Annotated in this window: 19 protein-coding genes; 13 read left to right on the top strand and 6 right to left on the bottom strand. The window is 63.6% G+C overall.

All coding sequences use genetic code 11. The features are described 5' to 3' along the window. Positions 1-58: 58 nt before the first annotated feature. Positions 59-226 carry a hypothetical protein gene (locus BWQ92_RS23820; RefSeq protein ID WP_172804245.1) on the top strand — a complete coding sequence of 56 codons (168 nt, stop codon included), beginning with the start codon at positions 59-61 and terminating at the stop codon, positions 224-226. Between the two features lie 259 nt (positions 227-485). On the opposite strand, the gene BWQ92_RS04675 is transcribed toward BWQ92_RS23820, so the two are convergent. The 3 genes from BWQ92_RS04675 to BWQ92_RS04665 all read right to left on the bottom strand — a co-directional run bounded on the left by BWQ92_RS04675 (position 486) and on the right by BWQ92_RS04665 (position 3,636). Beyond that, positions 486-2,042 (bottom strand): IS1182 family transposase, encoded by a 1,557-nt coding sequence (locus BWQ92_RS04675; protein WP_076798510.1) that lies wholly within the window; start codon positions 2,040-2,042, stop codon positions 486-488. Between the two features lie 103 nt (positions 2,043-2,145). Continuing rightward, on the bottom strand, positions 2,146-2,610 hold the full coding sequence (locus tag BWQ92_RS04670) for a hypothetical protein (RefSeq protein ID WP_236783103.1): 465 nt from the start codon (positions 2,608-2,610) through the stop codon (positions 2,146-2,148). A gap of 273 nt (positions 2,611-2,883) precedes the next feature. Further along, positions 2,884-3,636 (bottom strand): FadR/GntR family transcriptional regulator, encoded by a 753-nt coding sequence (locus tag BWQ92_RS04665; RefSeq protein WP_083706213.1) that lies wholly within the window; start codon positions 3,634-3,636, stop codon positions 2,884-2,886. Between the two features lie 191 nt (positions 3,637-3,827). On the opposite strand from BWQ92_RS04665, the gene BWQ92_RS04660 reads away from it, so the two are divergent. The 10 genes from BWQ92_RS04660 to BWQ92_RS04615 all read left to right on the top strand — a co-directional run bounded on the left by BWQ92_RS04660 (position 3,828) and on the right by BWQ92_RS04615 (position 14,088). Beyond that, on the top strand, positions 3,828-4,373 hold the full coding sequence (locus BWQ92_RS04660; protein WP_076798508.1) for a gluconokinase: 546 nt from the start codon (positions 3,828-3,830) through the stop codon (positions 4,371-4,373). Positions 4,374-4,432: 59 nt separating this feature from the next. Continuing rightward, positions 4,433-5,836 (top strand): GntP family permease, encoded by a 1,404-nt coding sequence (locus BWQ92_RS04655; RefSeq protein ID WP_076798507.1) that lies wholly within the window; start codon positions 4,433-4,435, stop codon positions 5,834-5,836. Positions 5,837-6,059: 223 nt separating this feature from the next. Beyond that, positions 6,060-6,749 (top strand): haloacid dehalogenase type II, encoded by a 690-nt coding sequence (locus tag BWQ92_RS04650; RefSeq protein WP_076798506.1) that lies wholly within the window; start codon positions 6,060-6,062, stop codon positions 6,747-6,749. Positions 6,750-6,766: 17 nt separating this feature from the next. Then, positions 6,767-7,237 carry a RidA family protein gene (locus BWQ92_RS04645; protein ID WP_076798505.1) on the top strand — a complete coding sequence of 157 codons (471 nt, stop codon included), beginning with the start codon at positions 6,767-6,769 and terminating at the stop codon, positions 7,235-7,237. Positions 7,238-7,276: 39 nt separating this feature from the next. Beyond that, entirely contained in the window at positions 7,277-8,386 is a 1,110-nt protein-coding gene (locus tag BWQ92_RS04640; RefSeq protein ID WP_076798504.1) for an alanine racemase, read from the top strand. Between the two features lie 70 nt (positions 8,387-8,456). Continuing rightward, the gene (locus BWQ92_RS04635; protein WP_076798503.1) at positions 8,457-9,191 is read left to right on the top strand and encodes an SDR family NAD(P)-dependent oxidoreductase; all 735 of its coding nucleotides are present in this window, start codon (positions 8,457-8,459) and stop codon (positions 9,189-9,191) included. 98 nt (positions 9,192-9,289) lie between these two features. Beyond that, on the top strand, positions 9,290-10,696 hold the full coding sequence (locus BWQ92_RS04630; RefSeq protein ID WP_076798502.1) for an NAD(P)/FAD-dependent oxidoreductase: 1,407 nt from the start codon (positions 9,290-9,292) through the stop codon (positions 10,694-10,696). A gap of 57 nt (positions 10,697-10,753) precedes the next feature. Then, positions 10,754-11,929: an FAD-dependent oxidoreductase gene (locus BWQ92_RS04625; RefSeq protein ID WP_076798501.1), complete on the top strand. Its 1,176-nt coding sequence runs from the start codon at positions 10,754-10,756 to the stop codon at positions 11,927-11,929. 1 nt (position 11,930) lies between these two features. Next, positions 11,931-13,382, top strand: coding sequence for an NAD-dependent succinate-semialdehyde dehydrogenase (locus BWQ92_RS04620; RefSeq protein ID WP_076798500.1), 1,452 nt, complete (start codon positions 11,931-11,933; stop codon positions 13,380-13,382). Between the two features lie 43 nt (positions 13,383-13,425). Continuing rightward, positions 13,426-14,088 carry a GntR family transcriptional regulator gene (locus BWQ92_RS04615; protein WP_076798499.1) on the top strand — a complete coding sequence of 221 codons (663 nt, stop codon included), beginning with the start codon at positions 13,426-13,428 and terminating at the stop codon, positions 14,086-14,088. A 32-nt stretch (positions 14,089-14,120) separates the two neighbouring features. Here the strand turns inward: BWQ92_RS04615 and BWQ92_RS04610 are convergent, their stop codons facing one another. Further along, positions 14,121-16,319, bottom strand: a complete 2,199-nt coding sequence (locus BWQ92_RS04610) for an amylo-alpha-1,6-glucosidase (protein ID WP_076798498.1) — start codon at positions 16,317-16,319, stop codon at positions 14,121-14,123. A gap of 305 nt (positions 16,320-16,624) precedes the next feature. Here BWQ92_RS04610 and BWQ92_RS04605 point away from each other — a divergent pair, with 305 nt between their 5' ends. Together BWQ92_RS04605 and BWQ92_RS04600 are read left to right on the top strand one after the other, a co-directional pair. Beyond that, a complete protein-coding gene (locus BWQ92_RS04605) occupies positions 16,625-19,609 on the top strand; it encodes an FAD-binding and (Fe-S)-binding domain-containing protein (protein ID WP_076803508.1) in 2,985 nt (994 codons plus the stop codon). A 556-nt stretch (positions 19,610-20,165) separates the two neighbouring features. Next, positions 20,166-20,510 carry a cupin domain-containing protein gene (locus tag BWQ92_RS04600; protein ID WP_236783100.1) on the top strand — a complete coding sequence of 115 codons (345 nt, stop codon included), beginning with the start codon at positions 20,166-20,168 and terminating at the stop codon, positions 20,508-20,510. A 106-nt stretch (positions 20,511-20,616) separates the two neighbouring features. On the opposite strand, the gene BWQ92_RS04595 is transcribed toward BWQ92_RS04600, so the two are convergent. Together BWQ92_RS04595 and BWQ92_RS04590 are read right to left on the bottom strand one after the other, a co-directional pair. Then, entirely contained in the window at positions 20,617-21,312 is a 696-nt protein-coding gene (locus BWQ92_RS04595) for a GntR family transcriptional regulator (protein WP_076798496.1), read from the bottom strand. Between the two features lie 69 nt (positions 21,313-21,381). Beyond that, entirely contained in the window at positions 21,382-22,269 is an 888-nt protein-coding gene (locus BWQ92_RS04590; RefSeq protein WP_076798495.1) for an amino acid ABC transporter permease, read from the bottom strand. Between the last annotated feature and the right edge of the window lie 19 nt (positions 22,270-22,288).

Here is a 22,288-nt window from a genome sequence, read left to right as displayed (position 1 = left end):
CCCGCTGCGGACACTGAAGCCATCCCATCCGCCCACACCAACACGAGGCACAAACACCATGGCACTGCTCGTTATCCTGCTTCTCATCGGACTCTGGGTTGTCACCGCCACCGTCCGATCCGTCCTCACCGACGGCCGGGGGCACAGCCCCGGCGTCCGCTCCCATGCGTCCTGGGAAGCCGGCGACCTGCCCAGCGTTCCGTACTCCAGCGCCCGGCTCTGGTAGGGCGGGCGTCGGCCAGCTGGAAGCACGACGGCGGGAGGCCGGCAGTAATGCCGGCCTCCCGTCAGTTTCGGTCATCTAGGAGACTGCTGAACTAGGGGCTTTTTGAGGGGTTGGGCGGGTGCGTGAGCGCTTTGCCCGGCTTCTCAGGCATGTGCGGGTGGTCGGAGCGGATTCTTTTGGAGGCCAGTCGTCGGTTCGGGCCCGTGTATCCGACCCAGGAAGAGCCTTTCCGGGTCCTTCCCGGGGTCCAGTGTGTCCCTCATGCGATGGCCCATGATCCTTTGTCGTTGGTGAGACCGAGGTTCAGGAGGCGTTTGAGGTTTACTGCGGCGATGCGCAGCTGCCACCAGGCGTGGTTCTTTGTCGTACCGCGGTAGCGCAGGCGCCGGTTGTCTTTCACGAGCCAGGCGATGGAGCGTTCGACCATGGGGCGGTGGCGTGTGTAGTCGGCGTGGAACCCCTCCGCACGTGATGCGGCGCGGTGTTCGCGCATCAGCGCGTGCTCCGGGTGCAGTTCGATCTTCCGGCCCCGGGTTGCGGTCGTGCAGCGGGAGCGCAGCGGGCAACCGGCGCAGCCTGCACCGAACGTGACATAGCCCTTCGCGGTGATCGTTCGGACCAGCCCGTTGGGGCAGGTCAGCGTCCCGGCCAGCTGATCGTAGGCGAAATCATCGATCGTGAACCCGCCCTCGACAGCCCTGGCCAAGGGCTTGGGCTTGATCAACGCGGTGTGTCCGGCCGCGGCGAGGGTCCTGAGCAGTTCCCCGGTCCCGTAGGCAGAGTCCGCCAACACCTGGACGTCTGAGGTGACCGTCCCGTCCTGGCCCAGCAGCATCGCCCCGGCGTCCGCATCGGACGTGCCCTCGCCCGCGGCCTTCGTGATCATCGCGGCGGTCACCAGACCGGTATCGGGTTCGATCACGATGTGGGCCTTGTATCCGTCCCGGCGCTCTTCCCGGGTCTTGTGGGCATGCCTGGAATCGGGGTCCACCGTCGAGATCACCCGGTCGGGGGCGACCCTGCGCGCGATCCGCCACCGCCCATCGGTCCCGTCCGAATCCTCGGCCGGTTCCACGTCCTGCCCGGCTACCAGGGCCAGTAGCGCGTACGCATCAGCCGCCTTGCCCTCGAGCGTTTCGGGATCGACCGCGGCCAGCAGCGCCAGCGCGTCCGTGACCAGCGCCGAGACCAGCCCGTCCCTGGCGTCCTGATCATCCCAGGCGATGTCAGGTTTGCCGGTGCGCGTGTAGTCATACCCGGTGCCGTGGGCCGCGATCAGGTCCTTGCCACCGGGCACGTCCCGGCCGAAGCGGCGGATCCCGGCGATCAGCTGAGTGACCGTGTCCTGCCGGGCCACCGCATCATCGAGGACCGTAGAATCCAATGCCCGGCGGCGCTTGCCTTTCAGGATTCCGGTCTCCGCGACGACCTCCGCGATCGCTTCCATGACCCGGTGAGGATTCCCCGACGCGGCCAGCCGCCGGCGCCAATACGTCAACGTGCTCGGATGGAACGCGGCCTGGTTCAGCCCGTACCCGCAGGCGGCTTTCCACCGCAGGTCAAACGTCAACGCCTCCGCGGTCTCGCGGTCCGAGAGCCCCTGCAACGCCTGCAGCACCAGAACCGAGCCGATCACCGGCGCCGGCACCGACGGACGCCCCCGCCCGGAGGGGAACAGATCCTCCATTATCGAATCCGGGAACAACCTCCCCCGATGTTCTGCCAAAAACGCGAAAACGCTGCCCGGGGCCAACAACTCCCCGGCCAGCGCTTCCACATCCAAATACCCACGCTGAGCATCCTCGCGACCCTGCATGACACCAGCATTAATCACCGGCCCCGAAAACCCGGCAGGCACGCCAGACCGTGACGATATATTCAGCGCGCTCCTAGGCCACTCGGCTATTTACGGCATTCGGCTACTTGCGGCATTTAAGGTCCGGATTGTAGGCAGCAAACATGCCGTCAGGATTCTCCCGCCACACCCAGGCATGCAGGGCGAAAGTCTTGGGGAACGGCCCGTTGTCGAATTTCACGCCCGCAATCACGGGGCGCTTCTTCGCCGTGGAAAGGAATTCAACGGCAACCAGCTTGTACCGTCCATGCCTGTTGGGCATGTACACGAGTATTTCCGGATGGTGTGCGTCAGTCTTGGCATCGATCAGGGAGTTCTTGGCGTAGTGGAACCCCATCGCGCCAACACCCGCCTTCTCGACGCATCCGGTCACCTTCTTGTAGCCGTCCTCCATCGCTTCATCCAGCGAACGGTAGTCCTCCGTGACATCCCTCAGCGTCTCGACGAGATCGCGCTGCTGGGAGGTCAGCTTGGAGTCATCATCATCATCGTCATGAAGCACGGAGCTGCCGGCGGCAGTCCCGGGCAAGGATCCTGCTGCCAAGACAGCAGCCGCGACCAGGGACATCAATCCTGTTCTGGTCCTGCACAACATTTTCTTCCAACCCTCTGAGACCGGTGTTTCCATTTCGGTAAGGGTGCGAAGCGGTGGACCAGCCCGGCCCACCTTTCGCCAGGATGCCGGCACCCCATAAGGGTCCAGCCGGTGAATTACCCGCCCGCGTGCACGGCACGTGAAAGATTGAGCGGGGTTAAATTATGCTCCCGGCCCAGGAGATTCGACAGGCTCGGTTTCAAAAGTTCAGCCAGCGGCGGGGGCCAGATGTAGCCCCATCGCCTCACGCACCTCGTCGAGAATGTGGTGCATGGCGACCTCGGCAGCCGTGGCGTCCCCGCCGGCCACCGCCGCCGCCACTTTCTCGTGGGCGTCGAGCGCTTCGGGCCGGGGCTTGAACGGCATGAGGCCCTGTTTCGTCCGGCTGGTCAGCACCTCGGCCACCATCTCGTCGAGGGCCGAAAACATCTCGTTGCCGCAGCTCTTCAGGAGCAGCCGGTGATAGGCGATGTCCGCCTCGAGGAATGCCTCCAGCTCGCCCGCTTCACCCAGCCGCCGCAGGTCCGCGGCCAAGGCCACGAGCTGGCTGCGCTCTGCCGCGCTGGCCCGGCGGGCGGCACCGGCCGCCGCAATGGGCTCGACGGCGATGCGCAGCTCCGTGAGACTGGCGTACTGCTGGGCGCGGCGTTCCGACGCGAGGCGCCAGCGGACCAGCTTGGGATCGTAGACGTTCCAGAGCTGCGGGTCCTGCACCACGATGCCCACCCGCCGGCGGGAGTAGACGAGGTTCATCGATTCGAGGACCTTCATGGTGTCCCGGGCAACAGTGCGGGAAATGCCGTACTCCTGCTGGAGGCCCTCGAGGGTCAGGCGGCTTCCCGGCGCGAGGCTGCCGGAGGCGATGGCCACGCCCACAGCGTCAAGCACGCGTTCATGCATGGCGGGTGACAACCCGCCGTCGGACGCGTTATCCGCGTGGTCTTCTGTCGCCGTCGACATGATCCTGCCTTCCCTCAGCGCGCCGAGCGCCTCTCCAGAGTACCGGAAGAAAAAGAAAAGGTATGACCTGTGACACGAAAAGATAGTATCTTTTAAATGAATTGGTGATACCTTATTCCCAGCGCAGACCGAGTAGGACTGCAGATTGAGCTTCTTCCACAAGCCAAAGACGTCTTCTTCGGAGGTAAAACATGCAGTATCCAGCCACGCATCTGGTGGTCATGGGCGTTGCCGGTTCGGGCAAGTCCACGATCGCCGCGGCCCTGTCCAAGCACCTCGGCTGGGCCTGCGCCGAGGCCGACGAATTCCACCCCCAGGCCAACATCGACAAGATGAGCCAGGGCATTCCGCTGCAGGATGAGGACCGCTGGCCATGGCTGCAGCAGATCCAGGACTGGATGACCGCCCAGGCGCGGGACGGCCACAGCACCGTACTCACGTGCTCCGCGCTCAAGCAGAGCTACCGGCAGCTCCTGGCCAAGGCCGAAGGCCGCGTCATCTTCCTCCACCTGCACGGCGAGGCGGACCTGCTCAGCGAGCGCATGCAGGGACGTGAGGGCCACTTCATGCCGCCCACGCTCCTGCCCAGCCAGCTCGCTACGCTGGAGCCCCTCACCGACGCGGAAGTGGAGGCCGGAAGCCTCCGCCTCGACATCACCCGCACCCCGGAGGAACTCATCCAGTCCATCCTGGCCGCGCTCAAGCTCTCCCCGGACCAGGCACCTCCTGCCAACTAGGCGCCCCTTCACTCTCTTTCTATCCCCACCCCCCAAGAAATCTGTTTCAAAGGAGAACCATGACCATCGAAGGATGGACTCAAACGCTGGGCGCAGGACCGCTGCTGCTCATCGCGGCCGCGGCGATCGGCGTCCTGCTGTTCCTGATCATCAGGCTGCGCATGCATGCGCTGCTCGCCCTGATCGTGGTCAGCCTTGCCACGGCCTTCGCGACCGGGATCCCCGCCAACCAGGTGGTACCGGTGCTGATCAACGGCTTCGGGACGACCCACGGGACCGTGGCACTGCTCGTCGGCCTGGGCGCCATGCTCGGCCGCATCGTGGAAACCAGCGGCGGCGCCAAGGTGCTGGCCGACTACCTGATCGGCATCTTCGGCGAGAAGCGCGCCCCCTTCGCGCTGGGCCTTGCCTCACTGATCTTCGGCTTCCCCATCTTCTTCGACGCCGGCCTTGTGGTCATGCTCCCCGTCGTTTTCGCCGTCGCCCACAGGCTGGGCGGGGGAGTGCTGCGCTATGGCCTCCCGGCCGCCGGCGCGTTCTCCGTGATGCACATCTTCCTGCCGCCGCACCCGGGCCCGGTCTCGGCGTCGGCCTTCTTTGAAGCGAACGTCGGCCTGGTGACCATCGCCGGCCTGCTCACCGCCATCCCCACCTGGTACGTCACCGCCTACCTGTACGGCCTGTGGACGGGCAAGAAGCTGGTGCTTCCCGTGCCGGAACTCCTTGGCCATGCGTCCGCCGAGGCTGAATCGCACCCGCCGCGCTTCCGCACCGTCATTGGCATGCTGCTCCTGCCGCTGGTCCTGATCTTCATGAACACCGGCCTGAACACCCTCGCCGCCTCCGGCGTCCTTCCCGAGGGCGTCAAGGACGAGCAGTGGTTCCAGCTGCTGCGCACCCTCGGCGAGACCCCGGTGGCACTGCTGATCTCCGTGCTCGTGGCGATGTTCGTCCTTGGCGCCCGCCGCGGCGTCCACACCGGCGCCCTCGAGAAGCTGCTCGAATCCTCGCTGGGACCGGTCTGCTCGGTCATCCTCATCACCGGCGCCGGCGGCATGTTCGGCGGCGTGCTGCGCACCTCCGGCATCGGCGACGCGCTGGCCGACGTGCTGGGCAACATGGGCATTCCGCTCATCCTGGCCGGCTTCCTGATCTCCGCGATCCTGCGCATCGCCCAGGGTTCTGCGACCGTGGCCCTGACCACCACCGCGGGGCTCATCGCGCCCGCCGTAGCATCCGCCGGGCTGAACGGCATGCAGATCGCCACGATGGTGATCGCCGTGGCCGCCGGTTCCGTGGTGGTCTCGCACGTGAACGACTCGGGCTTCTGGCTGGTGGGCCGCTTCTTCGGCATGGACGTCAAGACCACGCTGAAGACCTGGACGGTCATGGAAACCTTCATCGGAGTCATGGGCTTCGCCATCGCCGCAGTCATCTTCCTGGTGGCCGGGCTGGCGGGTTAGCTCCCTTTCCGCTCAACCACGACGGCGGGGGGCCGGCAGATCTGCCGGCCTCCCGCCGTCGTGCTATGACCGGAGCACCGGACACTCACCCAAGTCGAACAAACTGTTGACAATCTACAGGTAGGGCGACTATTGTCGACAATCGACGGCACTCCTCGTAAGCAGCTATCGACAAGCTCGTGGAAGTGTCGTCGACAATCGACCAAGATAATGTGGAGGAAAAATGGCATTCGAAACGAAACCGAAGTTCGCTACGTTCGACATGAACGGAACGCTGATCAAGTTCGCAATCAACGACGCGATCCGCGAAGTCCTGGGCGACCGGCTGCCGGCAGAGATCGCGGACGAGTACCTGCGGGCCTGCAAGGCGTACCGCATCGACGAGTGCACGGGCGAATACAAGCCGTTCCACCAGATCGTTGCCGACTCCATGGAACGCGCGTCGCGCCGGGTAGGCCTCGAGTTCCGTGCCGCCGACGCGCGGGCAGTCTATGAGAACATCCCGTCCTTTGGCCCGTACCCGGGTGTGACCGAGGCATTGAACCGGCTGGCTGAGGAAGTTCCGTTGGTCATCATCACCAACAGTGACACCGCCCACGCTGTGCGCCTTGCGGCGAACCTCCAGGCCCCATTCGACGTCATCATCAGCGCCGAGCAGATGGGCATGTACAAGCCGCGACTCGGAGCCTTTGAGTACATGTTCGACAAGCTTGGCGTAACACCGGACGAGATCGTGCATGTCTCTGCGAGCCCGATGTATGACCACAGGCCTGCAGCCATCATGGGCATTAAGAACAAGGTGTACGTTGACCGGGGCTTCGAGCACGACGAGCACTGGCTCGGCTACGAGCGGATCACCGACATCGCCGATCTCCCCGTCCTCTTTGGCCTGCCACGACCGGCTGCCTCGTAAGAAGGACCTGACCGGCAATGAGCCTCGCAACGGCGGACTCCGCTTTGGACCGGCTCCGGGCCCTCGGCCTGGACCTTCCCAGCCTCGCGGACAACCCCTACTTCGTGCACCACCGAGCGGTGGATTCCAGCATCCACATCTCCGGCCAACTGCCCTACAAGGACGGTGTCCTGCTGGGCACAGGGATCGTCGGCAGGGACGTCGGGCTGGAAACGGCGCAGGACCTCGCCCGCCATACCGCGGTCAATTGCCTCGCGGCCGCCGTGCAGGCGGTAGGAAATCTGGAGCGGGTCCGGATCGTGCAGATGCTGGTCTTCGTGGCCAGTACACCGGACTTCGGCCTGCAATCGCAGGTCGCCAACGCGGCCAGCGAAGTGCTCATCGAAGTGTTGGGCGACAACGGACGGCACGCCCGCACCGCAATCGGCGTCGCCGGACTGCCGCTGAACACTCCTGTGGAGATCCAGATGATCTGCACAGCCGTTTAGGGGCGGACGTGCTGGCCCAAATTCATGAGGAGAACAAGCGTGAACCGTATTCAGGGAGCACTCAACGCCCTCGCCGGGCGAATTGACACCCCTGCGCCGATCATTCTGGTCGACGTGATGCAGGACAACATCGATCGCATGCAGGGCTTCGCCGCCCAGCACAACCTCGACGTCAGGCCGCACGTAAAAACACATAAGTGTGTGGAAATCGGCTGGCGCCAGGTCAAGGCCGGGGCTGTCGGAATTACCGCAGGAAACGTTGGTGAGGCCGAAGTCTTCGCCGCAGCGGGCTTCGACGATATCTTCATCGCCTACCCGATCTGGCCTTCGGGAACGAAAGGCCTGCGGCTGCGCAAACTTGCCGTCACCACCCGGCTGCGGGTCGGCGTCGACAATTTCGCGGCTATCGATGCCCTTGCTGACGCGATGGGCACTGAAGCCGAACGGCTGCAGGTTGTCATCGAGGTGGACTGCGGTGCTCGTCGCTCCGGTGCGCCGCCCGAGATCGCAGGCGACCTCGCAGCTGCCGCCCGCAGACGCGGACTCGTCCCGGTGGGCATCTTCACGTATCCAGGTCACGGTAGCTCCAACCGGGACGCCCGCAAGGCCGCGGCACTGGACCAGGAGGCCGCGCTCACCACAGCGGTGCGCAGCTTCAGCGCGGTGGGCATCAGCCCCGAGGTGGTCAGTGCGGGCTCCACCCCGACGGTGGAGTTCTCCACCGCCAGCAGCGTGATCACCGAAATCCGGCCCGGAGAATATGTGTTCAATGACTTGAACAACGCCCGGCTGGGGGCCTGCACTGAAGACCAAATTGCTCTGTTCGTCGCCGGCACGGTGGTCAGCAGCTGGGTTCCTGATCAGGTCATCCTCGATGTAGGCAGCAAAGCACTCAGCCGAGAAGGCAGCCCCGAGATTGGCTACGGGGCCGTGCCCGGCACGTCGGCCATTCTCTCCAAGCTCAACGAGTATCACGGGTTTCTGCCGCTGCCGGCTGGCGATTTCCGCCCGAGCGTCGGCACGGTGCTTCCGATCGTGCCGAACCACGTCTGCCCGGTTGTCATCAATTTTGAGGAATTGATTGTCACGGACAGCGCGGGCGCATCGCTGGAGCGGTGGCGGGTGGATGCGCGCGGATTCCTGAGCTGAGCCGTCCCTGACGGACATCCCGTCCCAAAGCCCGCAACCCAAGCGATTCACCGTACCAAGGAGTGACCCCATGAGGCTTGATAAGTCCACTGCCGTTATAACCGGTGCCAGCAGCGGAATCGGGGAAGCAGTGAGTTCCCGCTTCCGACGCGAAGGCGCCCGACTGCTGCTCACGGGCCGCAGGGAGCGACTTGATACCGCCCAGCCCGGCGACCTGTACGTCCCTGGAGATCTCAACGATGAGGCCTTCGTCGAAGGCCTGGCCCGCCAGGCCGCCGAATCGTTCGGAACCGTGGACGTCGTCGTCCTTAACCACGGACTGCAGGTCAGCGGCCCCCTGACGGAGATGGCGTATGAGGATGCGAAGAACGTAATCCACAGCAACCTGCTCAGTGCCTTCCTGATGATGAAGCATTTCGCACCACTGATGCCCGCCACAGGCGGCTCGTTCGTCCTCGTCAGTTCACGACTGGGACTGGTTGGCAAACCCGGCGAAGTCCTGTACTCCGCGGCTAAGGGCGGTCTCATCATGCTCGCCAAGGGAGCTGCTATCGAGTGGGCCTCACGCAACATCCGCGTCAACGTTGTTGCGCCAGGACTGACCGTCACTCCCGTCATCGAGGCATCGTTCCAGCGGAGGCCCGACCCCGAGGCCTACCGCCGCGAGCGGGAGGGCCAGATCCCGCTCCAACGCCTCGCAACGCCCGAAGAGATCGCCGACGCCATACTTTTCATGGCGTCACCGGAATCCTCCTACATCACAGGAGCGGTCCTCCCCGTCGACGGCGGCTACACCGCCTTCTGACACCACGCCATCCGGCGCAGGCACATCTAAGCCAGCCAAGGCTGGGGATGTCCCGCAGTCGTATTGGCTCAACGGTTCACACATAAAGAAGGACAACAATGACAGCCCTTGCGGCAGCACCCCGAAACGGAGAGCTCGGCTTCTGGATGGCCGGACTCGCGGACAAGAGGCCCGCGTACCCCCGCTTCACAGGCGACGGGTCAGTAGACCTGGCCATCATCGGTGGCGGCTACACCGGCCTGTGGGCGGCCTATTTCGCCAAGAAGCTCGAGCCGTCGCTTGCGGTCGCGGTTTTTGAGGCAGAGCAGATAGGCTACGGCGCGTCCGGACGGAACGGCGGCTGGCTGTCTGCCATGATTCCAGGAAACCGCGCCACGTTTGCGCGTGTATCCGGGGGCGGGCTGGACGCGAGCCGGGCCTTCCAGCAGGAGTTTATTGCCGGCGTCGACTCCGTCCTGGATATTCTTCAGGCCGAGGGCATTGATGCGGATCAGCATAAAGGTGGCGCGCTCGTGGCTGCCCACACCAGGGCAGGGCTCGGCCGGCTGGTCACCAGGCGCGACGCCGACTTGAAGTATGGGGTGACCGAAGATGAGGTACACCTGCTCGGCCGGGACGAGTTCCAGAGCCGGGTCAACATCTCCACCGTCCACGGCGGGCTCTTCTACAAGCACTGTGCCCGGATCCAGCCAGCCAAACTCGTCTACGGTCTCGCTGACACCCTGACCTCCATGGGCGTGAGCATCTACGAACGCAGCCGGGTCGGCAGCATCAACGGCAAGACCCTCACCCTGCCAAACGGGCGGGTGACCGCGGCCAAAACGTTCATCTGCACCGAAGGATATTCCGGTCCACTGCTTGGCGGCAGGACGCTGATACCGATCAATTCCTCAATGATTGTGACCAAACCGCTGTCGCAGGAGGCGTGGCAGCAAATTGGCTGGAACGGGCAGCAGTGCCTTAACGACTCCGCACATACCTTCATCTACTCCCAACGCACAGCGGACGGCCGCATCGCGATCGGCGGCAGGGGAGTGCCATACCGCTACGGCTCCGGCACCGGGGGCGCCGGTTCAACTGCCCAGTCCACAATTGACCTGATCTCCACCAAGCTCCGCTCCTTCTTCCCTGGCATCCAGTTCGAAGTGGACCACGCCTGGTCCGGGGTCCTCGGCGTCACCCGTGACTGGAACGGCGGGGTGAACTGGGACCCGGCGTCCGGGATCGGATCCTCAACCGGATACGCAGGGCACGGCGTCACGGCAGCCTACGTGGGCGGGCGGACTCTCGCGGAACTGGCTTTCGAACGGAAGACGCAGCGCACCACACTTCCCTGGGTCGGCTACCGCGCACGGAAATGGGAACCGGAACCGATCCGTTGGCTGGGTGTCCACGGCATGTACCGGCTGTTCGGACTGGCGGATCAATGGGAAGAGTGCAGGAATTCCACGCATACCTCACTCCTTGCCAGGTTCGGCAGCAGGCTCGCGGGACTTCATGAATAGGCACCAACCAGGTCCTTCACTTGGACCTCAAACACAACAAGGAGAGGTTCTAAGCAAATGGACGGAAAACTTGCCGTAATTGGGCTTGGCAGCATCGGAAGCATGGCACTCTGGCAGGCCTCACGGCTTTCCGACTCCGTGGTCGGCTTCGAGGCACACACTCCCGCACACGCACGCAGCGCCGTTGGCGGGGACACCCGGCTGTTCCGCATGATCTACCGCGGAACCCCCGGGTACTACCCGATCCTGGAGCGCTCACGTGACCTCTGGGCGGAGCTCGAAGCAGAAACCGGACAGGATATCCTCACTCGTTGTGGCGGACTGTCCATCGGAAGCACCGATGGACCCTACCTCCGCAGCGTCCTGGAAACCACCCGGATCAACGGGGCTGCCCACCAGATCCTGACCCGTGAGGAAATGGCCGAACGCTACCCCCAACACAACCTCAGGGCGGACGACTCCGCAGTGTTCGACCCCAACGCCGGTGTTCTTCGGACCGACCGGGCAGTAACGGCAGCCGTCGCTGCCGCAGCGGCCAACGGGGCAACGGTCCTCAACAACACTCCAGTCAGCAGCATCAGGGAAACCAACGACGGCGTTGTCATCACCTCAGGAGGCACCTCCTGGACCTTCGGAAAGGTCCTCATCGCCTCCGGGGGTTGGTCCCGGCAGCTCATGCCCGACTACCTGAAGGCACACACGGAAACACGCAGAGTTTTCCTGTCCTGGTTTGTTGCCCGCGACGCAGCCCAGTTCACTCCGGACAACTTCCCCACTTTCAGCCGGATGTACGAGGACCGCTCCATGTACGGAGCACCCACGGTTGACGGAGTCACCGTCAAAGCCACCTTGGACGGCCGGGGCACGGTCACAACCGACCCCAATGGTTTCCCCCGGGACCTCTCAGCAGTTGAAATCCCCGAGACTGTCGAAACCGTCACCGAATTCTTCCCCGGCCTCATTCCGACGATCGTCCGCTCCGACGCCTTTCCGGACCTCTACACGGAGGACCGGAACCCGCTGCTGGGCTGGCTCGGCGAGTCAAGCAGGATCTACTGCGCCACAGGCTTCTCCGGAGGCGGATTCAAGAATGCCACTGGCTTCGGCCACATCGCTGCGCACGAAGTGCTCGGCAAGCAGTCATTCGTGGGCCTGGACTTCGTGCGCCCGGAGCGGTTCAAGGCGCGCCAGCCCTCCGTCCAATACTCTGCCCCTCAATTACCGAAAGCGTGACATGACCACTTCATTTCCCACCACTCTTCAAACGCAGCTGTTCATTGACGGCGTATGGCAAGAGGCAACAAATTCAGCTACCTTCCCGGTGGAGAACCCCGCGACGAACGAGATCATTGCACGTGTTGCCGACGGCGGTCCTGAGGACGCTGCCTTGGCTCTCGGGGCAGCAGACCGTGCCCAAGCAGAGTGGAGCAAATCCACGCCCCGCGAACGAGGTGACATTCTCCGGCGCGCCTTTGAACTGGTGACCGCCAATACGGACCGGCTCGCCGCCATCATGACGGCGGAAATGGGCAAGCCGCTCGCAGAAGCGAGGGGCGAAGTGGCCTACGGGGCCGACATGCTCCGTTGGTTCTCAGAGGAAGCTGTCCGTATTGGCGGTGACAGCGCAGCCTCCCTGGACGGCGACACCAGGATCGTGGTCACCAAGGAACCCATTGGCCCTTGCGTACTGGTGACCCCATGGAACTTCCCGCTCGCCATGGGCGCCCGCAAGATTGCCCCTGCCGTCGCCGCTGGATGCACCATGGTCTTCAAACCGGCGGCCCTGACGCCGCTGACATCCCTTGCCCTGGTAGAAATTTTCCGGGAAGCAGGCCTTCCCGATGGCGTGTTGAACGTTGTCACGACCTCCAGGGCCTCCAGCGTGGTAGATCACTGGATGAGCAGCGGCGTGGCCAGGAAGGTCAGCTTCACCGGCTCCACTGAGGTTGGCAAGGTTCTGCTCGAGCAGGCGGCGGACAACGTGATGCGCTGCTCAATGGAACTCGGGGGCAATGCACCGTTCATCGTCCTGGCCGATGCAGACCTCGAAAAGGCGGTAGAGGGAGCCATGACGGCAAAGATGCGGAACATGGGGGAAGCCTGCACAGCCGCAAACCGCTTCTTCGTCCACCGTTCCGTGATCGAGGAATTCAGCGGGAAGTTCTCCAAAAAGATGTCAGAGCTACGGGTCGGCAACGGCGCTTCGGCTGGTACCGACGTCGGGCCCCTCATCGACCGCAAAGGTGTGGAAAAAGTCGAAAGCCTCGTTGCAGATGCTGTCTCCAAGGGAGCACGGGTGCTGACCGGCGCCAGCCGTCCGGAAGGCCCCGGATACTTCTACACCCCCACCGTCCTCGTTGATGTGGCGCTGGACTCCGAAGTGATGAGCACGGAAATCTTCGGCCCGGTGGCGGCGATCCTGCCGTTCGACAGCGAAGAAGAAGTCCTCCGCCTGGCCAACGATACCGAGTGGGGGCTGGTCGGGTACGTGTTCACCGAAAGCATGGACAAGGCACTGCGCTTCACGGCGGAACTGGAAGTTGGAATGGTCGGCCTGAACACCGGCTTGGTTTCCAACCCGGCGGCACCGTTTGGCGGGGTTAAGCAATCCGGACTTGGACGCGAAGGCGGAAAAATCGGGATCGAGGAATTCCTGGAGTACAAGTACACCGCAATCGCGGTCTGACAGGCGGCCCGATATAATCGACAATCGACAAGGAAGGCAGCGCATGGACCGCAAGTTCGAGTGGCAGGAACAACGGACAACCACGCCAGAGGGTGTCTACCGCGTGCTCCGTACCGCCATACTTGACGGAACCGTGCCTCCAGGGGAGCAACTGCGCGAGACGCACATCGCTGCGGACCTCGGCATCAGCCGGTCCCCACTACGTGAGGCGCTGACCAAACTTGAGGAGGAAGGGCTGGTCGTAAAGATCCCCTTCCGCGGATCATTCGTTGTGGAAGTCAGTGCTCGCGACGTAGCGGAGATCGCAGCAATCCGGGTCCTCGTCGAGCCGTATGCTGCCGAGCTCTCGGCCCCTACCTTGCGGGGTCCGGGGCAGCTCCGGCTGAAGCAAACCATCGAGGAACTGTACCGGGCCACCGACACCAATGACATCCCAGGCAGCATTGACGCTCATCTTCGCTTCCACAGGCTCTTCTACGAATTTTCCGGGAACGCCGCGCTGCAAAGCATGTGGAACGGGTGGGAGACCAAGCTGCGTCTGTACCTGGCGGCTGACCACCGCACCTACAGCGACCTTCATGACATAGCTGTTGAGCACGAGAAACTCGCAGAACTTGCCCTGCAAGGCGACTTCGAGGCCTTCCGCCAGGAGACGGTCAGTCAATTCCAGAATGCTCTCCAGGCAGAACCTCTAGAGCAGAAGTAAGCGACCTTCCGGGACGTCATTCCGGACTCCAGCTATGCAGAACCTTCGGCGGTGATGTGCGGCCTCGGGGTGCTGGCCTTTGGTCCCAGGCCGGCCTGCTCGATGAGTTCGGCGAGGTATGGCCGATGCCCTTGGTGGAACACCATCCCGTGGGGCAGGCCCTGCACCGAAGGGACAGAATTGGCGATATCAATGGTTATCCGGCCGCCTGCCATGGGGGCGTTCGTGATGTGCAAGTCACCGTAGGATTCCGGAAGCACCGGATCCATCCAGAAGCCGCCGCGGGAAACGTGCGTGTCGTAGCGCATCAGGCTTGTCACCAGTTGCAGCGGTGTGGTTGCAGCCCAGGCCTGGGGTGAGCACGCCGTCGGATAAGGCACCGGCTCAGCGAACTGCTCGCGGCTGAAGCCGCAGAACAGTTCTGGCAGGCGGCCATTCGAGTAATCGGCTGCCTCAAGCAGCGCCGTCGAAATCCGCTGGGCCTGCTCCACGAAACCGTAGCGCACAAGACCGGCAACGATGACCGCATTGTCATGGGGCCAGACGGATCCGTTGTGGTAGCTGGCAGGGTTGTACGCGCCCATGTCGCTGGCCAACGTCCTTACTCCCCAGCCACTGAACATCTCGGGGGACATGAGCCGTTCGGCCACCATGGGCGCCTTGTCTTCATCTATGAGACCAGTCCATAGACAGTGGCCCATGTTTGAGGCGCACGCGTCAACTTGGCGCTTCCTGCCGTCGAGGGCAATCGCGTAGTACCCGCGCTCGGGAATCCAGAACTGTTCGTTAAACCGCTTCTTCAGTTGGGCTGCCTGATCGGCTAACTCGGAAGCAAGAGACCGTTCCCCGGAGTCATAGGCAATCCATGCGCGCGCCATGTATGCGTCATAGACGTAGGCCTGCACTTCGCACAGTGCAATCGGCCCTTCCGCCATAGTGCCGTCGGCGAAGTTGATCCCGTCCCACGAATCTTTCCAGCCCTGGTTAATGAGTCCGCGGGGGTTGAGGCGCTGGTACTCGACGAATCCGTCGCCGTCCTTGTCGCCGTCCTGCCGGATCCACTCCAGTGCCCGGTCCGCATGGGGAAGCAGAGCGGCTATAGTGTCCTTCGCGAATCCCCAGCGGCTCACCGTTCCCAGTATCGTCACGAACAGCGGAGTGGCGTCCACGCTGCCGTAATAGATGTGCTTCCCGCCCAGCGAAAGCCCGCTGGAAACGTCCAGTCTCACCTCATGCAGGATCTTGCCCGGCTCTTCTTCCGTCACGGGATCCACTACCGTGCCCTGGCGGTCAGCCAATGTCTGCAGCGTTCCGAGGGCCAGGGAAGGATCAACGGCGACGGCCATTTCCGATGCCCAGAGTGAGTCGCGCCCGAACAGGGTCATGAACCAGGGCGCGCCGGCGGCAACCACGATGCGTTCCGGATGGTTCGGGTCCTCGATGCGAAGTGCGCCAAGGTCGTCGTAGCTGCGCCGCAAGGTTCGTTCGATGGAATGGTTGCCCATGTGCAGTTTGGGAATTTTGGCCACCCACTCCTGGCGCCGGCGGTCGCGGGGGGATATGTCCTCCCCTTCGGTATGGACGAACGACGGCGGCGGGGGACTTGCCGCTTCAGTGCTAGGTACTGCGGTGAGGAGGGTGCTCCATTGTCCGTGCGCCCCCACGGACACGCGGTAGCTGAGAGCCTCATGGGTGACATCGGCGCCGGGAGCCTGGATAACCATGCCCTTCCGCACGTCATTCCAGGCGCCCAAGATGGTCAGCGAATCACCGGCTACTTGCCGTTCTTGTTCCCAGCGCCGCTGTATCCGTGCTTCCTTGACTTCGAAAAGATCCGCGAAGTCTGCTTCAGGCCGTACTGATATGACGCATTCGGCGGGCTCGAGCGAGTAGTTGCGAACGGTAATCTGCTCCTGGATACCGGCGCCCACCTCCCGCAGCCGCTCCACAATTAAGGGGCTGTCCGCGTAGCCGTCTGACCGGGTAACGCGGCCGGCAAACAGGGCGCGATACGGCTCCTTCGTCTCCGCCGCCAACGGCTCAAGTGCCTGGCCGTTAACCGTCAGCTTCCATCCGGACAGGACGCGTGTGTCCTGGTAGAAAACCCCATGCGGATTTTCGGGGTGGATGTCCCCATTGGGCGAGGAGATGCAGAAGGAGGTGCCTTCCACCAGGGTGATTGTGCCTGAACCCACAGGTCCGGCTGCGGTGTCAGCGTTCCATCCAGCCATCCCGGCCCCCTCAAAGAACCACTCCGACCGCCCGGCCCCTGGCCATCCTGCTGTTGGGCATCGTTATGTTCCTGTCGACGCTACTCTTGCTTGCCGTCGGATTCCAGAGCGCATGGTGACCTGCCAGGTCTCCGCTAAACGCAGACCACGCAGGGGATGAGTGTAAATTGTTGACGATTTTTAGCGCAGCGCTTAGGCTTCCCTAGTTGTGGCGACTGGAACCACAACGTCGGCGGTCCGGAGCACCAGGACGACCGGCCCATACCGATAGGAGCATCGACGTGACCGGAAGCAACCCCTCGGCCATGGCCTCGCAGGTGACCGGGACGCCGGTCCTGGTAGGACGCCTCATGGAAGCAGGAATCCCCGTAGAGACTTCCCCGCGCCGGCTTGCTGAATATTCATATGACGCCTCCAATTACCGTGTGCCTCCGGTGGCAGTGATGTACCCCCGGGGCGTTTCCGACGTCGTTGCCGCCATGGACGCCTGCCGCGAGACCGGTACGCCCGTGGTTCCCCGCGGCGGAGGGACGTCCATGGCAGGCAACGCTGTGGGCCCCGGCCTGGTCATCGACTTTTCCCGCCATATGGCCAGCATCCTGGCGATTGACGAACAAGCGGGGATTGCGGACGTCGAACCTGGCGTAGTCCTGTCCGTGCTGTCCCGCACGGTCGAAAAATTTACGGATCAGCGGCTGACCTTCGCGCCCGACCCGTCATCGAAGAACCGGGCAACAGTGGGCGGCTCGGTGGGCAATGATGCCTGCGGAAACCATTCAGTGCGCTATGGCAGGACCTCGGACCATTTGGCCGAGTTGGATATAGTCACCTCCGACGGCGCCCGGCTGACAGCCACTGCCACCGGACTCCGCGCTACCGATCCCGAAGACCGGGCCTCCGCCGAGCGGGCAGAATCCCTCAACGCGGGTCTTAAGGATCTGGCGCACGGGCACCTGGCCGAGTTCCGTACCGAACTGGGACGCATCCAGCGCCAGGTCTCGGGCTACCATCTGGCGAACCTCCTTCCGGAGAAGGGCTTCGACGTGGCCCGCGCGCTCGCAGGCTCCGAAGGCACCTGCGCGGTCATTGTGGGGGCGCGCATGAAGCTGGTCCCCAAGCCTGCCAGTTCCCTCCTGGTATGCCTGGGCTACCGCGACGTCGTAGAGGCCGCCCGGGATATTGAGGAGATCCTCCGGTTCTCGCCTGCCGCCGTCGAGGGCATCGATGAGGCGATCGTTGAAACCATGCGTTTCAGGCGCGGCGAGGATTCGGTGCAGGGCCTCCCGGAAGGAAAGGCCTGGCTGTATGTCGACCTCGACGGCGACGATCCGGCCGTCGTGGCCGCCGAGGCGGACCGGCTCCTGGCCACCCTGCGCAATAACGGACGGCTGGTGGAGGGCCGAGCGGTGCCCAACCCTGTGGAACGCGCCTCACTGTGGCGCGTGCGCGAAGACGGCGCCGGGTTGTCTGCCCGGCTGGCCGGCGGAGGTGAATCCTGGCCGGGCTGGGAGGACTCCGCCGTCGCCCCAAAGAATCTGCCCGACTATCTCTCCGATCTGAAGGACTTGCTGGCCAGGTACAAGCTCACGGGAATCATGTATGGCCACTTCGGAGCAGGCTGCATGCACATCCGCATTACGTACGACCTTCGCACCGAGGCGGGCCGCACCGTCTTCGAATCATTCTCGCGCGCAGCCGCGGAACTGGTGGTCCGCCACGGAGGATCCCTCTCCGGGGAACACGGTGACGGGCGCGCACGCTCTGCCCTGCTCCCCATCATGTACTCTCCCACGATGCTTGCTGCCTTTCGCTCCTACCGCCGCCTCTGGGACCCTGCCGGGATCCTCAACCCGGGTTCCTTGACGGATCCGGATCCCATCGGCGCCCACCTCGCGCTGGACGGTGTCCCGCAGCGGGAGTGGCGCACCGCTTTCGATCTCCGGCCGCACGGCGGCACAGGCAAGAACGCCCCGTCCAGCCACCAGGACATGCTTGATCCCTGGGTCCACGCCGTTCAGGGGTGCATCGGCGTCGGGCGGTGCCGCGCCGATGCCGGCGGCGTCATGTGCCCGAGCTACCGGGCGACCGGAGATGAGAAGGATTCCACCCGAGGAAGGGCCCGGGTACTTCAGGAGATGGTCCGTGGCGCCCGCACGGTCGAAGAGGGCTGGAAATCGGAGGAAGTCCGGGAGTCGCTGGACCTTTGCCTCGCCTGCAAGGCTTGCTCCAGTGACTGCCCAACCGGAGTGGACATGGCCACCTACAAAGCGGAGTTCTTCAGCCACTACTACTCCGGCCGCCTGCGTCCGCTTTCGCACTATTCCTTGGGCTGGCTGCCGCGCTGGCTGAAGGTGACAGGACGAATGGCACCCGTCGTGAACGCTGTCCTTGCCAGCCCGCTGGGCAAGGCAATAGCTGCGCTGGGCGGCCTTACCACCCAGCGCAGCCTTCCCCGTTTCGCAGCAGCCGGGGACTGGCGGAAGCAGGTGGAAGCCGGCGCCGGACGACGTGGCAGGACTGGAGCTGCTGGCAAGGCTGAATTGGCTGGCAAGAGGGAGGGGAGGCGGTCGGACGGCGATGTGGTGCTCTTTGTCGACACCTTCACCAAGGGCTTCCGCCCCGAAGTGGCTGGGGCGGCCGCACGGGTGCTTGCCGAGGCGGGACAAGGCGCTAGCTGTTCGGCAGACGCCTGCTGCGGGCTGACATGGATCTCCACAGGCCAGCTGGACACCGCCGCAAAGCTGCTCGGCAAGGCGGCTGAATTGCTCGACGACGGCACGGGCCGGCCGATCGTCGTGATCGAACCCAGCTGCGCCGCAGCCCTGCGAAAAGACCTCCCGGAACTGGTCCCCACCGAGCAGGCCCGGCGGGTGGCGGCCCGGGTGCGCAGTTTTGCCGCCCACATCGGGGAGCTTGCATCTGCTGGATGGCAGCCTTCACCCGCGGTTCCGCTGCCATCCGGGGTGGTGCTGCAAACCCATTGCCATGAATATTCAGTATTCGGGGGCAACGTTCAGCGCGCTGCCCTTGCCAAGCTGGGCATCACCGAGGTGACCGACGCTTCAGGATGCTGCGGTGTGGCAGGAAACTTTGGCTTCGAGCGGCAGCACTATGAGCTGAGCATGAAGGTGGCGGAAAACGCTCTGGCGCCGGCGCTGAGGAATACCGACGGCGGCACTCCGGTTCTCGCCGACGGCTTCTCATGTGCGATGCAGGTGCGCCAGCTCGACGCCGCCAGGCCGGCGCTCCACCTGGCCCAGTTGCTGGACCCGGCCCCGCTGCCGGACTGACGGCACGGCGGCATGAAGAAGACCTCCGGGGCGGGGTGTAGCTTGTCTGAAGCTCATGTCCGCCCTCTTCGGCGACGGGCCAGTCACTGGAACATCCCTTGCTGAATATGAACCGCCAAAAGGACCGAGCCCAGTGCCAGGATTCCGGCACCGATGCGCCACGGCAACAGATTTCTGACCTTTTTCTTGCGGATTCTTCCTGTAACTGACCGGGGTGGGAGCGAGACGGCGCAGGAGCTGGTCAGAAGCGCTGCCGTGATAAGCACAATCAGGCTGAGCATTCCGTGGCCTGGTAGGAAGCTCCGATGAGGGCCATCCGCAGGGACTCACGACGGCTTTGTCGCATTTTCTGCCTTTCTGTTCCTGACGCCGAGCAAGTGTGCCCCCTGCGGACCAGCCCCCTATGTCCGACCCATCCCCAATGCAAGATTTCCTTTCAAGGCTATCGTCAATTGTTGACAATTGCTAGGATTGAAAGGTGCTCTTCCAATCAAGGCGGGCACACAGTACGAAGGGCCCAGCCCGAGAAGGAGAAACTATGGTCAAGGCGACCGTCATGAGCGATGCAACAACCGTGGACCCGGGGGAGCACAAATCCAAGGAAACGTCCGTTACGCCCGGCCAGACCGAGGTGTCCCTGCGTCTGTGGGAGCGGGCCGGATTGAAGACGGGCATCTGGGAAGTAACCCCCGGAACGTTCAAGAGCACCAGGCCTGGCTACGACGAGATCTGCCAAATCCTGAGCGGGACCGCAACCATCACCGAACCGGACGGGACCAGCTTCGACATCGGTCCCGGTTCTCTGTTCGTGACGCCTGCAGGCTGGGAGGGCAACTGGACCATCCACGAAACGCTTCGCAAAATGTGGGTTGTCGCGGATCTTCCCGCTACGACCGACTAATCCGGAACCCCAACTCTCGCCACTCCTGGCAGGCAAGAGCCCGGGCAGAGCTGCCCGGGCTCTTGCCCCCGCCGGACGGTCCTCATTGGGGCGGCGCCTCGCTGTGTCAAGCCGATGGTGGTGCTGGCTCAGGCGTTGTGGCAGTGAGATCCTCAACTGCCTGGCCCAGATGCCGTTTGATGGCTCGCTGAAGCCCTTTCCTGTCTCCCGCTTCCAGCAGGTCCAGGAGGATCTGGTGCTCCTCCACCAGAGCGCCAACCCTGGGATAGGAAACCTGCAGGCTGAGAATGCACATTCTCGATTCGGCGGCCAGTGTGTTGTAAATCCGGATGAGGCGGGAATTCCCCGTACCGGCAACGAGTGAGGTGTGGAATTCCATGTCCAGCCGTGCGATAGCCGGCCAGTCGGCTGCCGCAACCTGCTTCGCCATGTCCTTGAGGATCCCCTTCAGCACGCCGCACGTATCACTGATCTTCTCCTGCCCGGCATCCATCAGTATGTCTGTGGCGGCCAGTTCCACGGCCTCGCGGACCGTGTAGATCTCCTTGATGTCATCGCTCGAAAGCTCCAGGACAAAAACCCCGCGGTTGCGATGGCTGACCAGGATCCCCTCCTGGCTTAAACGCTGCAGCGCTTCCCGCAGCGGGCCCCTGGACGTGCGGAGCTGGCTGGCCACTGCGGACTCATTGATCTGCTGTCCCTGGCGGAAGGTGCCCTGGACGATGAGTTCCCGCAGCTGATCGGCGATCAGCTGCGCCGTGGGCCTTCCCTCCAGGACAAACAATCCTTCCGGTGCCGCCATTGACATCTCCTCATTTCGCTGCGTGGCCGTTTTACGTATGTTCCAGACAATAGCTGGCCCGTGCACTGCTCATCGGGCAATGCCTTCCGGTTGCGTGAGCACAACCTTCTTCGCTTTACGGGGAAGCGTTGCGGAAGAGCGGGAGTACCTTTTCTCCAGAAGGGACTGCGGGTAGCTCAGCAGGAGGGTCATCACGAGGTACCAGAGGCTGGCGACGATCAGCAGCGGGATGGTCTCGTAGGTGCGGGCGTAGATGAGCTGGGCGCTTTGGAGCAGTTCGGCGACGCCGAGCACGCTGACGAGGGAGGTTTCCTTGAACATGCCGATGACCTGGTTGCCGGTGGCCGGGATAATCGAGGGCATGGCCTGCGGAATGATGACCTTGCGCATTTTCGTTGCGCGGCTCATTCCCAGCGAGTCGGCGGCTTCGATCTGGCCCTTGCCGACGGCAGTGAACCCGCCGCGGATGATTTCGGCCATATAGGCGGCCTCGTTAAGGCTCAGGCCGATGAGGGCAGCCGTGATGGGTGCCATCAGCGCGTTGATGTCTATAGCGGTGCCGATGTCGGTGAACGGGATTCCGATGGTGAGGTTCGGGTACAAAGCGGCGATGTTGAACCAGAAGATGAGCTGCACCAGAACGGGTGTCCCGCGAAACAAGGTGATGTAAGCGCCCGCGGTGGCGGCAATCGGTTTGATGCTGGAGGACCTCATGATCGCCAAGGCCAGGCCCAGCAGTGTCCCGAAAACCATGCTGGCAATGGTGAGGAAGATGGTCAGCAGCAAGCCGCGGATGATGGTTTCGTGGGTGAAGTACCGGGCCACCACCCCCCACTTGAAGTTGGGGTTGGTCGTTACGGAAAAGAGAATGCCCACGGCCAGGAGACCGCATGCGACCCAGGCGGCGTACTCAAACGCGCTTCGCCGACGGAGCCTCGGCTTGAGGGCTGGGTCCACCGGCGTCGTTTTGGTATTA

Source organism: Arthrobacter sp. QXT-31 (assembly GCF_001969265.1).
In the GTDB taxonomy this organism is placed as follows: Bacteria; Actinomycetota; Actinomycetes; order Actinomycetales; family Micrococcaceae; genus Arthrobacter.
Note: the sequence above shows the minus strand (reverse complement) of the source record. Positions and strands in the feature narration are given on the sequence as shown.

Bases quoted from the DNA above. Each gene is read 5' to 3' on its own strand.
- BWQ92_RS23820 (WP_172804245.1), top strand. From the start codon at position 59: ATGGCACTGCTCGTTATCCTGCTTCTCATCGGACTCTGGGTTGTCACC.
- BWQ92_RS04675 (WP_076798510.1), bottom strand. From the start codon at position 2,042: ATGCAGGGTCGCGAGGATGCTCAGCGTGGGTATTTGGATGTGGAAGCG.
- BWQ92_RS04665 (WP_083706213.1), bottom strand. From the start codon at position 3,636: ATGTCGACGGCGACAGAAGACCACGCGGATAACGCGTCCGACGGCGGG.
- BWQ92_RS04660 (WP_076798508.1), top strand. From the start codon at position 3,828: ATGCAGTATCCAGCCACGCATCTGGTGGTCATGGGCGTTGCCGGTTCG.
- BWQ92_RS04655 (WP_076798507.1), top strand. From the start codon at position 4,433: ATGACCATCGAAGGATGGACTCAAACGCTGGGCGCAGGACCGCTGCTG.
- BWQ92_RS04650 (WP_076798506.1), top strand. From the start codon at position 6,060: ATGGCATTCGAAACGAAACCGAAGTTCGCTACGTTCGACATGAACGGA.
- BWQ92_RS04645 (WP_076798505.1), top strand. From the start codon at position 6,767: ATGAGCCTCGCAACGGCGGACTCCGCTTTGGACCGGCTCCGGGCCCTC.
- BWQ92_RS04635 (WP_076798503.1), top strand. From the start codon at position 8,457: ATGAGGCTTGATAAGTCCACTGCCGTTATAACCGGTGCCAGCAGCGGA.
- BWQ92_RS04630 (WP_076798502.1), top strand. From the start codon at position 9,290: ATGACAGCCCTTGCGGCAGCACCCCGAAACGGAGAGCTCGGCTTCTGG.
- BWQ92_RS04625 (WP_076798501.1), top strand. From the start codon at position 10,754: ATGGACGGAAAACTTGCCGTAATTGGGCTTGGCAGCATCGGAAGCATG.
- BWQ92_RS04620 (WP_076798500.1), top strand. From the start codon at position 11,931: ATGACCACTTCATTTCCCACCACTCTTCAAACGCAGCTGTTCATTGAC.
- BWQ92_RS04615 (WP_076798499.1), top strand. From the start codon at position 13,426: ATGGACCGCAAGTTCGAGTGGCAGGAACAACGGACAACCACGCCAGAG.
- BWQ92_RS04610 (WP_076798498.1), bottom strand. From the start codon at position 16,319: ATGGCTGGATGGAACGCTGACACCGCAGCCGGACCTGTGGGTTCAGGC.
- BWQ92_RS04605 (WP_076803508.1), top strand. From the start codon at position 16,625: ATGGCCTCGCAGGTGACCGGGACGCCGGTCCTGGTAGGACGCCTCATG.
- BWQ92_RS04600 (WP_236783100.1), top strand. From the start codon at position 20,166: ATGAGCGATGCAACAACCGTGGACCCGGGGGAGCACAAATCCAAGGAA.
- BWQ92_RS04595 (WP_076798496.1), bottom strand. From the start codon at position 21,312: ATGGCGGCACCGGAAGGATTGTTTGTCCTGGAGGGAAGGCCCACGGCG.